11 protein-coding genes are annotated in these 14511 nt (G+C 44.0%); 3 read left to right on the top strand and 8 right to left on the bottom strand.

Annotated elements, in window-relative coordinates; translation table 11 throughout:
* Positions 1-181: 181 nt before the first annotated feature.
* Positions 182-1036 carry a hypothetical protein gene (locus COV43_02715; GenBank protein ID PIR26109.1) on the top strand — a complete coding sequence of 285 codons (855 nt, stop codon included), beginning with the start codon at positions 182-184 and terminating at the stop codon, positions 1034-1036.
* Here COV43_02715 and COV43_02710 read toward each other — a convergent pair.
* From COV43_02710 to flhB, 8 genes are all read right to left on the bottom strand, one after another.
* Positions 1031-2479, bottom strand: coding sequence for a glycine dehydrogenase (aminomethyl-transferring) (locus COV43_02710; GenBank protein PIR26110.1), 1449 nt, complete (start codon positions 2477-2479; stop codon positions 1031-1033). The genes COV43_02715 and COV43_02710 overlap by 6 nt on opposite strands.
* 115 nt (positions 2480-2594) lie before the next feature.
* Complete coding sequence (locus COV43_02705) at positions 2595-3941, bottom strand: aminomethyl-transferring glycine dehydrogenase (GenBank protein PIR26108.1); 1347 nt, start codon at positions 3939-3941, stop codon at positions 2595-2597.
* A 33-nt stretch (positions 3942-3974) separates the two neighbouring features.
* Positions 3975-4364, bottom strand: coding sequence for a glycine cleavage system protein H (gene gcvH, locus COV43_02700; GenBank protein ID PIR26107.1), 390 nt, complete (start codon positions 4362-4364; stop codon positions 3975-3977).
* 19 nt (positions 4365-4383) lie between these two features.
* Positions 4384-5478 carry a glycine cleavage system protein T gene (gene gcvT / locus COV43_02695; protein PIR26106.1) on the bottom strand — a complete coding sequence of 365 codons (1095 nt, stop codon included), beginning with the start codon at positions 5476-5478 and terminating at the stop codon, positions 4384-4386.
* 10 nt (positions 5479-5488) lie between these two features.
* The gene (locus tag COV43_02690) at positions 5489-6334 is read right to left on the bottom strand and encodes a bifunctional methylenetetrahydrofolate dehydrogenase/methenyltetrahydrofolate cyclohydrolase FolD (GenBank protein ID PIR26105.1); all 846 of its coding nucleotides are present in this window, start codon (positions 6332-6334) and stop codon (positions 5489-5491) included.
* A gap of 96 nt (positions 6335-6430) precedes the next feature.
* The gene (locus COV43_02685) at positions 6431-7336 is read right to left on the bottom strand and encodes a GGDEF domain-containing protein (protein PIR26104.1); all 906 of its coding nucleotides are present in this window, start codon (positions 7334-7336) and stop codon (positions 6431-6433) included.
* The gene (locus tag COV43_02680; GenBank protein PIR26103.1) at positions 7336-9330 is read right to left on the bottom strand and encodes a hypothetical protein; all 1995 of its coding nucleotides are present in this window, start codon (positions 9328-9330) and stop codon (positions 7336-7338) included. The genes COV43_02685 and COV43_02680 overlap by 1 nt, the downstream gene beginning before the upstream one ends.
* Before the next feature lie 120 nt (positions 9331-9450).
* A complete protein-coding gene (flhB, locus tag COV43_02675; GenBank protein PIR26102.1) occupies positions 9451-10509 on the bottom strand; it encodes a flagellar biosynthesis protein FlhB in 1059 nt (352 codons plus the stop codon).
* Between the two features lie 61 nt (positions 10510-10570).
* Between flhB and COV43_02670 the strand changes: the two genes are divergently transcribed.
* Both COV43_02670 and COV43_02665 read left to right on the top strand, forming a co-directional pair.
* Positions 10571-12082 (top strand): hypothetical protein, encoded by a 1512-nt coding sequence (locus COV43_02670; protein ID PIR26101.1) that lies wholly within the window; start codon positions 10571-10573, stop codon positions 12080-12082.
* A 272-nt stretch (positions 12083-12354) separates the two neighbouring features.
* Positions 12355-14463, top strand: a complete 2109-nt coding sequence (locus COV43_02665; protein ID PIR26100.1) for an ATP-dependent DNA helicase RecG — start codon at positions 12355-12357, stop codon at positions 14461-14463.
* Positions 14464-14511: the final 48 nt, after the last annotated feature.

Raw genomic sequence — 14511 nt, 5'->3', positions numbered from 1 at the left:
GTTCCCATGGCAACACCTTATCCATAAAGTGTTGCACTTCGTTTGTGAATTTAGGGGATCCAGTAATTCAAACACTTTGCTGTCATCCTGAGTGGAACGAAGGATCTCCTCTGGCAATTAACGGAGGAGATTGCTTCAGTACAAAAACACTTCGCAATGACATAGAATTTTTACATAATTTATGAACAATCCACTTCATACATTAGTGCAAGATGCTTTTCGTTCTGATGACGAAAAACAAAGTGAAAGAAATTTATTTCATTCCTTTTTACTTTCGTTTTTAGCGCACGTTTTTATTGTTTTACTTTTCGTTATAAGCACAACATTTTTTGACACTCCTTCTACACACGAAGAACAAGTGGTAGAAATTATTCCTGTTTCTGAAGACAGTGAAGTCTATAAATTGGCAGATATTGCTCCGCCGCAAAATCAGTCTCGTCCAAAGTCAGCACGGTTTGCAGGTGCCTACGATTCCACGGTAGAACGTGAAACCGTTCGCAAAAAAAACACGCACATTGACTCACGCGATCCTGGTAATGCTGAAAGAAAAGCTGCAAAAAAATATGGCGCTCAAAAGAATATTTATGATTTTGACAAGTCACTTTTCTATAAGCAAAAAATTGCTCAAGCCAGAAATGAAGGCGTGCTAAGTGTTGATATTGGCGGAGGCGGAAGCGAAGACTATTTTCCGGATTATACTCATGCTGATCACACCTATTTAAATGTGCATCGTTTTTTGCATTTAGATTATTTTGTTCGTCTGAAGCGAGCGTTTCGTTTGACGTTTAGTCCAGGAAATGTTGCATTTCCCCGAATTCAAAAACAGTATTCAACTGTAGTTGGAGTTGCCGTTGATGCAAAGGGTGAACTTACAGAATTAATTTTGTTGAGGAGTTCAGGCCTCACAGATTATGATCAAGAAGTTTTTCGCACCGTAAAAGCATCATCACCTTTTTCATCCCCACCTCACGAGCTTTTGCAAAAAGATGGTGTTCTCAGAATGGGGTGGACTTTTATAGTTCCCGTATATCTATAAAGCAGCCGTAACCTTCACTTCACGTGCCGCACGCACTTCATCTAAGCGTGCTCGGAAACTCACATTTGGCGCAGTTTTTACGACTTCTGGAGTTTCTCTGCACTCATCAGCAATAGCAAGCATAGCGTCACAAAAAGCATCAATTTGCTGTTTGTTTTCCGTTTCCGTTGGCTCAATCATGAGGGCTCCAGGAACGATGAGCGGGAAATACACTGTTGGCGGGTGAAAGCCATAGTCCATCAAGCGTTTTGCGATATCCATGGTTTTGACGCCATATTCATTTTGAATTTTATCTGATAACACACACTCGTGAAGCACAGGTTTTCTGAATGGCATGTGATAGGCTTTTTCCAAACGCTTGCGAATGTACTTTGCATTCAGCACTGCCATCTGGCTTGTTTTCTTGATGCCTTCTTTGCCCAATTGGCGAATGTAAGCGTAAGCTCGAAGTGTACAGGCAAAATTTCCCCAAAATGATTTAATCATTCCAATGGAATGCGGACGGTTGTGATCTACACTAAAGGTATCGCCATTTTTTTGAATGATGGGCTTTGGCAAAAAGGGTTCTAACTTTTTCACCACACCAATGGGGCCCGCTCCTGGTCCGCCTCCGCCGTGTGGCACCGCAAAAGTTTTGTGCAAGTTAAAGTGCATGCAGTCAGCGCCGATTTTTCCAAGTTGCACTGCACCCATAAGCGCATTTAAGTTTGCGCCGTCACAGTAAACAAAACCACCTTTTGCATGAACAATGTCAGAAATTTCTTTAAAGTTTTCTTCAAACACACCAAGTGTATTTGGGTTGGTAATCATGATGGCAGCAACTTCTTCATCCATGGCAGCTTTTACGGTTTCAGGATGAAGTTCACCATCGGGGCCAGATTTAAGAGTGACCACGTCATAGCCGCAAACAGCTGCTGATGCTGGATTTGTGCCGTGCGCGCTATCGGGGATGAGCACTTTTTTGCGCGGATTTCCTTGCGCTGCATGATAGGCTCTAATCACGAGCAAGCTTACAAACTCACCGTGCGACCCGGCGCATGGCCAGAGCGAAATAGCGTCCATACCGCTTATCTCGGCAAGATAGTTTTGCATTTCCCAGCAAATCTGCAAATTGCCTTGCGCTGTTGCGATGTCTTGCAAAGGATGCGTAAGCTCAAACGCAGGAAGACTTGCAGCAACGTTTGCTGTTTTTGGATTGTGCTTCATGGTGCACGAACCCAAGGGATAAAAACCCAAATCTTTTGCATAATTTTGTGACGAAAGACGAGTGAAGTGCCTGGTGATATCAGTCTCGGTAAGCTCTGGAAGTTTTGCTGCTTTTTTTCTCAGGAGATCAGCTGAGAGCATCTTGTCAGCAAACGCCGGCACATCAAGCTTTGGTGTTTGATATCCTTTTCTGCCTTCGACACTTTGTTCAAAAACAGTGGGTTCATCAAAAGCCATAGTACGGCCAACATGAGCCGTGCTTGTGCATGTTTTCTTTTCTTCTGATGTTGAACTTGAAGTGACAGCTTTATTCCAAGAACTTAAAGTGGGATTACTCATGTTCTATCCTTTATCAAAGTGCGTTTGTAAGCGCTGTTGCGAGTGCATCAATATCTTCTTTGCGGTGAACTTCAGTGAATGCAAGAAGGAGAGAGTTTTTACATTGTGGAAACCATCGTTCCAAACTAACGCCAGCGTGAATATTTTCTTTCACCAAAGCATCAAGCACATCTTGGGCGCGTTTTGGAAGCTCCAGAACGAACTCATTAAAGAAGTTTCCTTCAAACTGAAGTTTTACTCCGGAAATTGAAGAAAGTTTTTGTGCAGCATACTGTGCTTTTGCAGCATTGATGCGAGCTAGCGAAGAGAAGCCATGTTTTCCAATGAGCGAAAGATAAATAGTGGCAATAGTTGCGCAGTGTTGATGGTTTGAACATATGTTAGAGGTGGCTTTTTCTCTGCGAATATGTTGCTCACGCGTGGAAAGAGTGAGCACGTAACCTTTTCTTCCTTGCGCATCTAGAGTTTCACCCACGATTCTTCCCGGCATTTGCCGAAGGTATTTTTCTGAAGCAGTAAAGACACCAAGAGCGGGGCCACCAAAACGAGTGGGCAATCCAAAAGAATTTCCTTCTCCTACTGCAATATCAGCTTCAAAACTTCCTGGTGTTCGCAAAAGCCCAAGAGCAAAGGGTTCTGCGGTTGCGGTAATAAACAAGGCATCTGCATCGTGAGTGAGTTTGCTAGCTTCTTCCAAGTTTTCAGCAATGCCAAAAAAGTTTGGATATTGCACAATGCATGCAGCTGTTTGATCGCAAAGATTTTCTTTGAGGGCTTTGACGTTCAATTTTCCATTTAGGTGAGGCAGAGTGACAATTTCAATGTTTGTTGGAGTTAAAACCGTTTTCAATACTTCGCGGTATTCAGGATGCATGCCTTCACAGACAATAATTTTCTTTTTCTTCTTGTGAATGCGAAGTGCCATAAGAGCAGCTTCGGCAACGGAAGTGGAAAGATCATAAGTAGATGCATTTGAAATATCCATTTCAAAAATGCGCGACATGAGCGATTGAAATTCAAACGTAACCTGCAAAGTGCCTTGGCTAATTTCTGGTTGGTAAGGAGTATAAGGCGTTAAAAACTCACCACGAAAAGCCAAATCGTTTACTGCAGACGGCGTGAAGTGTGGATAAATACCAGCTCCCAAAAACGAAAGAGCCTTATCGGTAGCAAGATTCTTTTTTCCGATGGATTTTAGTTCTGCCAGCAAATCCTGTTCTGATATGGGTTCTGGAAGATCCAGTTCTCTTTTCATGCGAAGTGCATCTGGAACTGAATCATAAAGATCGCTGAGTGATTTTGCTCCGATGACAGAGAGCATTTCGTTTATTTCTTCTTGAGTGTGCGGAATGAACGGCATACAAATCCTTTGCAAAAAATGATCTCAAAATAATTAAGCGCCTTCTTCTTCAAGGAAGGTTTTGTAAGCATCGTGGGTCATGAGTGATTCAAGTTCGCTTGGAGCGCTCAACTTTACTTTAATCATCCAGCCTTCGCCGTAGCAGTCTTCGTTGACTTGTTCTGGGTTGTCGGTGAGGTCGTCGTTTACTTCAAGGACTGTTCCAGAAACTGGTGAGTAGCAATCAGAAACAGCTTTTACCGATTCGAGAACGCCGAAGGTTTCGCTTGCCTTAATCTCTATTCCCACTTCGGGAAGTTCAACGAACACAATATCGCCAAGTTGTTCTTGGGCATGTGAGCTTACTCCAACAAACGCAACATCATTTTCAACTTTCACCCATTCGTGTTCTTTGCTGTATCTGCGGTCATCTAGAATATTCATACCATCTCCTCCAAAAAAGTTATTTTTTCTTATAGAAAGGAAGCTTCACTACTTTTGCTTCTTTCAGTTTTCCTCTGATGTCGATGAAAAAATGCGTTCCCACTTTTGCAAATTCAGTTTTCACAAAGCCAAGTCCAATGGGAATGTTAAGCGTAGGCGAGAGCGTTCCGCTTGTAACTTTTCCGATCTGTTCATCGCCATTTACAATGGCATAGCCTTCGCGCGGAATGCCTTTGTCAACAAGAGTAAAGCCAACCAGCTTTTTGCTTAAGCCTTTTTCTTTGCTGTCAACAAGCGCTTCTTTTCCAATAAATTCATCAACTGTATTAAGTTTTGTTACCCAGCCAAGGCCAGCTTCAAGTGGCGTGGTGTTGTCATCAAGTTCGTGGCCATAGAGGCAAAGAGCTGCTTCAAGGCGAAGGGTGTCTCTAGCCGCAAGACCGCAAGGCAAGATGCCAAGCTCTTTTCCCGCTGTGAGCAGTGCGTTCCAAAGTCCAGGAGCGTCCTGAGGTTCGCAGAAAAGTTCAAATCCATTTTCGCCAGTGTAGCCCGTGCGTGCGACAATAACTTCAGGAATTTTGGCAACGCTTGTTTGAAGAAAATGGAAAGAGGAAAGTGATGCAAGTTTTTCACTGCAGAGTTTTTGCAAAATCTTTTCAGCGTTTGGACCTTGCAAGGCAATCAAGGCAAAGTCTTCGCTTCTGTTGATGAGTTCAATGTTTTGTGGACAATGACTTTTCACCCAATCAAAATCTTTTTCAATATTTGCAGCGTTCACCACAAAGAAGAAGTGATCGTTTGAAAAACGATACAAAATAACATCATCAATCGTGGTGCCATCATCTCTGCAAAAGGCAGTATATTGGGCTTGGCCGTCTTTGATGAGGGTGGCATCATTGATGGTAAGGTATTGAACGAGCGCGAGAGCACCTTTGCCTTTTACTTCAATTTGGCCCATGTGCGAAACATCGAAGATGCCAGCATGTGTGCGAACAGCCAAGTGTTCCGCCTTGATGTTGCTGTATTCAACCGGCAAATTCCATCCAAAGAAATCAACAATTTTTCCCTTGAGACGAACATGTTCATTATAAAGTGGGGTGCGTTTTGGTTCCATAAAACCTTCTTTATTGTTCTTCTGCAGCGAAGACAACATTTTTGAGGAGCATTGCAATAGTCATGGGCCCAACTCCACCTGGAACTGGAGTTATAGCCGAGGCTTTTGTTTTTACTGTTTCAAAATCGACATCACCAACTAAAGTGTTTTCAGCTGTTCTGTTGATACCAACATCGAGCACCACCGCGCCAGGCGTTACCCAATCTGCCTTTACCATTTGTGGTCTTCCTACTGCGGCCACAATAAGATCTGCGTTTCGAACGAAATCGGGCAGATTTTTTGTTTTGGAATGGCAAATACTTACGGTTGCATTTTGTGCCAATAAAAGAAGGGCGATTGGTTTTCCCACAATGTTGCTTCTTCCAATAACAACTGCATGTTTTCCGGTGAGGTCATAGTTGATTGACGAAAGCATTTCCATCATACCGGATGGGGTGCAAGGCAGAAAGCCCTTTGCGCCGAGCATGAGTTTTCCAACGTTTACGGGATGGAAGCAGTCGACATCTTTTTTGGGATCAATTGCCATAATCACATTTTGTTCATTCATGTGTTTTGGCAGGGGAAGCTGAACCAAAATGCCATGCACTTCTTTGTTGGCATTGAGTTCTGCAATCAGCTGAAGCAGTTCTTGTTCGCTGCAGTTTTCGGGCAAGTCGTAGGAAAAGCTTTTGATGCCTACTTTTTCGCAAGCTTTACGTTTGTTGCGAACGTACACTTGGCTTGCTGCATCGGAGCCTACAAGCACAACGGCGAGTCCAGGATGAAAAGAGGAGGTTTTTTGAAGGCTTACAATCTTAGCCTTAAGCTCTTCATGCACTTTTTTTGCGAGTTCAGTTCCTGAAATAATCTGTGCCATCGGCGCTTAGCCCCTTTCTGCAAGGCTTGCCTAAACTCCATTTTAAGTGCGATGTCAATGGCTTAAAGGACGTTTTAGGTTTTTTGAACGCTTGGCTTATGAAGCGCTGACTTGGTTTCGCCCATTCTCTTTCGAGTGGTACAATCGCGCATCGGCTGCAGCCATCAGTTCATCTTGAGTTTCGTAGTTGTCACCTTCAAAGGTGGCAACGCCCAAGCTAATAGTGACTGGAATGTTGTTGCCTTCAAATTCATAAATTTCGGAAGCAACGCTTTCACGAATGCGCTCTGCAAGCTTGATGGCACCTGGCATTGCGGAGCCTCTCAGAATAATGGCAAATTCTTCTCCGCCATATCTAGCCATAATGTCTTCACCACGAACAGTGTCATTTGCTTTTTCGGCGATGCGTTTCAAAATATAATCGCCTGCCATGTGACCATAGGTGTCGTTAACTTTTTTGAAAAAATCGATGTCGAACATGATAAGCGACATGGGAAGTTTATTTCGCTTCGCATAGCTAAACTCTTCTTGAAAGCGCTTGATGAACGCTTGTTTGTTATTCGCTCCGGTAACGGCATCGAAATTTGCCATTTGATAAAATTCTTCGTGAAACATCCGTTCGCCTTTGTCGCCGTAAGCAAACTTTAAAATGGTGGAACTGGAAATTTGAATTTTATCTCCATCTTCAAGCACTTTTTTCTCAGCGCGTGTGCCGTTTACATAGGTTCCGTTTGTGGAGCTTAAATCCAAAAGCTCGGCTTTTCCGTTGTGAACGTTGATGGCAAAATGTCTTCGCGAAATACGATTATCCTGAATGGGAATGTCAACATCATCAGAACGGCCAATAACCGTCTGGCCTGGGTTTAAGAGGAAGAGCTTTCCTTGAAGTGGCCCAGCAAGAAAAAGAATGTAGGCCTTTTGATCGGCTTCTATTTCTCCCAGTTTTTCAATTGAAGTCACTACCGTTGATTCAAACAAATCCTTTTTTTCTTCGTCGCTCATTATCGTGCACCTTTTTCGGTTTCTTTTTGTAAAGTTACTCGAACTTGCTCATCGCGTCCGGGTTTAATTTTTATTTCTTGTTTTGCGTGTTCATAACCTTCATGCCACATTTCAACCTGGTACACTTTTCCAGGCTCCAAGTGATCGAGGGTGAGGGGGGTTTGGCCCGAAGGTTTGCCATCTAGAAACACAAGTGCATTGCTGGGCTGAGAAGTAATGACGGCGGAACCAAAATCGAGACCAAGTTCAATATCGTAATTCGTTTTGTCATTTTCTTTCAGCACAACTTTTCGTTTCCAGAATTTATAATTTTCGAGATAAAGGCCAATAGTGTAAGGTCCAGGTTTCAATTCATTCAGCGTAGTTGGCGTTCTATAAGGAGTTTCCTGTTCGTTGAGAAAAACTTTTGCGCCACTTGGTTGTGATGAAATATGCAAAGAAGCTAAAGCCGGTGGAATTTCTTTCAGCAAAATGTGCAGCGTTCTCATTTCGCCGTTCGCAAACAGCAGTTCTTTTTCGTAAGGTTCGTAGCCGTCTTTGCTCATGCTGAGTTCGTGTGTGTTTTGTGGAGAAACTGAGTTTAGGCTTAAAGGCGAGAGAGTTCCCACTTCTTTGCCATCAAATAAAACATGCGCTTCTGCGGGTTCGAAGCTCAACATAAGCTGAGCGTCTTGCACAACAGCATTAGCTTGTTTGCTGGTTTTGGTGAGATACCAAGTACTAAAAATAAGCAAGATGGTAATGCCAGCAATGAGGAAACTGAAAAGTGTTTTGTGCGATTTTTTTTCTGGTTCTCGTTTTTCTGTTTTTTCTTCATGCGGAAAAGAAGCCAGGTCTTCATCAGCGGATTCTTCATTTTCAGATGCGGTTTCATAGTTGTCTTTTTCGCCAGTTGATTTTTCTTCGACGAAATCTTCAAGAAAAAAATCCCTCATATTTTCAGGAATTTTTCCAGCGCCTGTATGTTCTGTTTTTTCTTCCGCCAATGCAGATTGTGTTGAATCGATAATAAGATGTGGAGTTGCTTCTTGTTTTTCCATGCTTTGCTTGAGTTCTTCAGCAAAAAGAGTTTGCATAAAATGAGAAGCATCAGATTGACGGAACTCGGGATAATGAGTGTGCAAAAGCTTTAGCAGGTCATCGCGAAATTCGGAAGCGGCGCGGTAACGCTTTCGTCTGTCTTTTGCCAATGCCTTTTGACAGATGCTCTCAAACTCTTCGGGAAGTTCTGGACGCAAACTGGTGACAAAGGGAATGCTTGCTTTTCTCACATTGCGAATGGTTTCGCGGTTGTCTTCGGCTTTGAACAAGCGCTTTCCCGTAATCAGTTCAAAGAGCATGACGCCTAAAGAAAAAATGTCGCTGCGATGATCAATCGATTCGCCTTTAGCTTGCTCGGGTGACATGTACGCAAATTTTCCCTTGAGAATGCCCACTTCGGTAAGGCCCAAGCGGTTTGCCGCAATGGCGATGCCAAAATCAATAATTTTAACCGTGCCCGAATAAGAGATGATGACGTTTTGCGGACTCATGTCGCGGTGGACAATGTGAAGGGGATGACCTTCGCTGTCTGTACGGCGGTGGATGTAGTCGAGCCCATTGGCGACTTCAGAAATAAAGTGACAAACAAGCGGAAGGGGAACCAGTTTTTTTTCGCGGTAAACTTTTTTTGCCACCTGCGAAAGTGATTTGCCATTAATGTGTTCCATCACGATGAAATAATCGTCTTCCACTTTTCCCAAATCGTAGGTCTGCGCAATGTTGCCATGCGACAGGGTGACCGCAATTTTTGCTTCGTCGATGAGAGAGTCAATGAATTCAGGATTGGCAGAAATGTGTGGCAAGATTTTCTTGATGCACACGGTTCGCTTCAAGCCATTGGCATCATAGGCAAGGCCTTTGTAAATCTCAGCCATTCCACCTTGAGCAATTTTCTCGGTAAGGTAATACTGACCAGCTTGAGAAGGTTTTGGATTGTGAGTTTCATCCGCCATGGCGGCACTTGTTAACGTGTCTTTTCAGGAAAGGCAATATTTAGTTCAATGGTTTTCTAGGGCAATAGGGCAATGGGACAATAGGACAATGGTGCGATGGAAAAGCAAAAAAATAGAAAGCTACTCCTTCATCGTATACACATACACCAACACTTCCGCCACGGCTTGGTAAAGTTCATCGGGAATTTCGTCGCCAATTTCCAGTTCCAGTAAGGTCCAGGCAAGGGGAGGATTATGGACGATGGGCACGCCAGCTTCTTCCGCGTACTCTTTTATTTTTTCGGCGAAGAGACGCTGGCCTTTTGCGGTGATCATGGGTGCTGCCATTTCTTTGTCATCATACTGAACGGCAATAGCTAAATGGGTTGGATTGGTGATGACAGCGTCCGACATGCCCACGGCTTGCTTCATGTCGCTGTTGGCAAGTTCTTGATGCAGCTGCCTTCGCTGGCTTTTGATCATCGGGTCACCTTCGTCTTGCTTGTATTCCCGCTTCACTTCATCCTTCGACATGCGCATTTGCTTTTTGTGCTGCCAACGCTGAACCGCAAAATCAATAACAGCGATGATAATAAAGATGACGAACACCTTCATCAGAAACTCCGCAACGATTTTTGAAGCCACTTGACTTGATTGGTCGGGTGTTGCGGTTGTGGACAACACAATTTCACGCAGAGAATCACTCATCACCAGATAGGCGATGAAAAAAATGAGGCTAATTTTTGCGATGTTTTTCAAAAGCTCAATCAGAGTTGTCATCTTAAACATGTTTTTCACATTTTCGATGATGTTGATGCGCTTGAGTTGCGGCTTCATAGGCTCGGCAGAAAAAATGGGGCCGATTTGGAAAAACGCAACCGCAAAGGCGATAACGGTGATGGCGATGAGAAATGGACTCGAGGCTTTTATGTAGGAATAATAGGCTTCACGCACTTGCAAAAAAAGCATGTCGGCCGAAAGATCTTTTGTGGTGGCCACATCAAAACTTTGCTGCATCAGTGATAGCAGTTCTTTGGCGATGAAGCCTTTACACGCCACAATAAGCGCGAAGGCTCCAATGAGGATAACAACTGTGTTCAAGTCTTTTGATTTTGCAACTTGGCCCTTCTTCCGCGACTCTCTCATCCGCTTGGGCGTTGCTTCTTCGGTCTTTTCTTGGCTACTGCTTTGGTCGGCCATAGATGAAATTCCTTTAAGCCGCTGATTTTACACTCGTAATTCAGAAAGTCAATTTCTTCGAGTGCTTGTGAAAGTATTATCGGATGGCAAGCATGCAAAGAGTGCTTATGGGGAAATTTTTTTTTCAAGAAAACATCCAAGCAAGAAAGACTTCATTATTATTTCTGCAAGCACTTTGCTTCGTTTCTTGACTTTCGAGAGGACCTCGAATTATATCGCGAAAAATCAAAGATATTCACACGTTGGAGGGAACATGTTGCATCGATCGTTAAAGGCTTTTTTATTCATTTTGTTGGTCTGTTTTGCTTTTGCTTCAACAAGTTTCGCAGGTGTTGACAATGCCGATGTGGTTATCTTCGAACCCGCGAATGATGGCGGACGATACATCACGCAACGTCAGTCATCCACCTTGCAACAATGGCGCTTCAATGTTGGAGCCTACTTCGATTACGCCTTCGAGCCCCTTGAGTTTGCAGATCAAACGGGTACCCGCAGAGCTGGAATTGTAGACGATTTGCTCATGGCCAACCTTGGTGCAGCACTTGGTCTTACCGACTGGTGGCAACTTGGGGTGAATGTGCCTGTAGCGATTTGGGAAACATTTTACGATCCAAACGCTTTGGCTGCTGCGGTAAGCAAACAAAACCTTTTCGGAAAGCCTGGTGATCCTCGCATCGACATGAAATTTCGCTTGCTTGATATCGACCGCTACCGCGTTGGTTTAGCCCTTGTTCCCTTTTTCTACTTTCCACTTGGAACCGAAAGTAAATTCTTAGGAAATGATATGTGGTCAGGTGGTGGAACATTTGTAGTCGACTTCGATATCAAAAATCGCGTTTTCATCACCTTGAATGCTGGATACAGGAACTACAAAAGAATTCGCTACGATGCAGGAAATGCAAATGCTATTTTGGATGACACCATCAATTTGGGAACTGGTTTAAACGTTCGCATCAATGATGAGTGGGCAGTGATTGGTGAAATCTATTCCGAAAGTGTATGGGATAAAGTGTTCAAGAATCAATTGCAGAATCCAGTGGAAGGTGTTGCCGCTGTACGTTACTCACCGCAGTCAACAGCAAAAGGCCTGTCTATCACGGCTGGCGGCGGGCGAGGAATTACAACAGGAATTGGTTCACCACAATTCCGCGCCTTTTTGGGAGTGAATTACAGAAAACCAGCAGTGGTGGAATTGCCAGAACCAGTTTCAGTTGAAGCCGTTGTGGAAGAGAAAATTGTCATCACTCAACGTATCCACTTCGAGTTTGATAAATCAGTTATTCGAGAAATTTCCTATCCCATCTTGGATGACGTGGCCACATTGCTTCACTTAAATCCGCAGATTCAACAAATCAGAGTGGAAGGGCACACCGATTTCATTGGTGGAGATGATTACAACTTAAAGCTCAGTCAAAAACGTGCTGATTCTGTGCGCACCTATCTCATTGGCAAAGGCATTGCTGCCGAACGTTTAGTTGCTATTGGTTACGGCGAAACAAAACCGATTGCTGATAACAACACGACAAGAGGCCGCGCTAGAAACCGTCGCGTAGAGTTTACAGTTATTGAGTAAGGTTCAGAGTGCATCTCAGAAAAGCCTCCTTTTTTAAGGGGGCTTTTTTTATTTTGTCATCCAACTCTTTGTCATCCTGAGAGAAACGCCCGCCTGCCGGACGGGCAGGAAGGATCTCCCCTGGCAATTGATCGAGGAGATCACCTTGCCTGACCGGCAGGCAGGCCGCGTCGCGTCACTCCTCGTGATGACAGCGTTGGGATTATCCAAAGAAATCCAAAATCAAAAACTAAATTCTTTACAGAAAAGAAAAAAGTGTATTTTTAAGCCTTATGCATCAAACCCTTTCCAGTCCTGTGCAATATGTCAAAGGTGTTGGCCCCGCTTTAGGTGAAAAGTTGGTTCGACTTGGAGTTTTTACCATTGCCGATCTTTTGCATGTTCTTCCACTTCGATATGCCGATCGTCGTACAAAGAGCGCCATTCGTGACTTACAGCCAGGAAGGGAAAAAACAGTTGAAGGAAAAATTGTAAAGTCGGGCGTTACTTTTTTGGGCCGAAGAAAAAAACGTATTTATGAAGTCGTTATCGAAGACGAATCGCGCGCAAGTGTTTCAGCAAAGTTTTTTCGCTTTCGACAAAGCTATATGACGGAAAAATATGTGCTTGGTGCAAACGTTATTTTTTCCGGAGACGTGAGCAAGTTTGGAACTAAACTTCAGTTTATTCATCCCGATGTAGAATTTTTTTCCGATGCAAGTGAAGCGCACGAAAGCGAAGGAAAAATTCTTCCCATTTATCCGCTTACCGAAGGCGTGCATCAAAAGACGATGCGCAAAATTATCGCCCGAGCGTGGCAACTCTACAATGCGCAGATTACAGCATCGCTTCCAGAAAATATTATCCAGTCATTAGAACTTTTGGACATTTGGACGTGTCTTCACGATTTACACTTTCCCGCTGAAGATGCCGATGTTGAAGCGCTCAACAGTGGAAAAACAAAAGCGCATCGCACGCTTATCTTTGAAGAATTTTTCTTTCTTGAACTGGGCTTGGCACTTCGCAGGCAAAGCTACAAACAAAATGAAGGCCTAAGTCATCCCTGTGCAGAAAATAGGCGAAGTGATTTTCGTGCTCACCTTCCCTTCGAACTTACGGCTGCACAAAAAAGAGTAGGCGATGAAATTGCAAAAGATTTGCACAGCAACCTGCCTATGAACCGCTTGGTGCAAGGTGATGTGGGCAGCGGAAAAACACTTGTAGCAATTGAAGCTGCCTTGCAGGTTTTGTCGAACGCGCATCAAGTGGCCTTTATGGCGCCGACCGAATTGCTGGCAGAGCAGCATGCTGCAAACATTTCCCAGCTTTTGAAACCGCTTGGCATTGAAGTGGCCTTGCTCACCAGTTCCGTAAAAGCTGCGAGGCGAAAAGAAATGTTATCCATGCTTGCTTGCGGTGAACTTGGTTTTGTAGTGGGAACGCACGCGCTCATCCAAGGCGATGTGCAATTTGCAAAGCTTGGCCTTGCGATCATTGACGAGCAGCATCGTTTTGGCGTGTTGCAACGCGCGGCCATCAAGCAAAAAGGTGGCGACTGCGATATTTTGGTGATGACGGCAACGCCCATTCCACGCACACTTGCCATGACCGTATATGGTGATCTCGATATTTCGGTTTTGGATGAAATGCCAAAAGGCAGAAAAGAAATTGTCACCAAATTATACCGCGAAGGTATGCGTTCAAAATTATACAAAGGCATGCAAATGGAATTGGAGCGCGGCCGGCAAGTGTATGTGGTGTATCCGTTGATTGAAGAAAGCGAAAAGCTTGATCTGAAAAACGCCAGCAACATGGCCGAAGAATTGGCTGCGCATTTTTCTCCAGGTTTTCGCGTTGGGCTTTTGCACGGAAAATTAAAAAGTGATGAAAAAGACAGCGTGATGCAGCAGTTTAAAGCGGGCGAAATTCACATGCTCGTTTCCACCACCGTGATTGAAGTGGGTATTGATATTCCAAACGCAAGTGTGATGGTGATTGAACACGCCGAGCGCTTTGGCCTGTCGCAGTTGCATCAGCTAAGAGGCCGTGTGGGCAGGGGAAGTGAACAATCGTATTGCATTATGATGGCAGACTACAAACTTTCCGACGATGGCTATGCCCGCTTAAACGTGATGACCGAAACCTGCGACGGCTTCAAAATTGCTGAAGAAGATTTGAAAATACGAGGCCCAGGCGAAATTTTGGGCACCAGACAATCCGGCATTCCAGAACTGCGCGTGGCAAATCTTGTGAGAGATGCAAAAATTTTATCCCACGCCAAAGAAATAGCATTCGACCTCATAGCCAAAGACCCTCAGTTGAGCGAGCCTCAACACAAAAATTTAAAAGAAACCCTAAGTCTCCGATGGTCCGGAAAGCTCCATTTGGCCGAGATTAGCTAGCTTTTGAAGAAAAATGATTTTTTTAAAAAAAAAGATGTAGTTCCAACG

Source organism: Deltaproteobacteria bacterium CG11_big_fil_rev_8_21_14_0_20_42_23, from assembly GCA_002796345.1.
Classification (GTDB): domain Bacteria; phylum UBA10199; class UBA10199; order 2-02-FULL-44-16; family 2-02-FULL-44-16; genus 1-14-0-20-42-23.
Note: the sequence above shows the minus strand (reverse complement) of the source record. Positions and strands in the feature narration are given on the sequence as shown.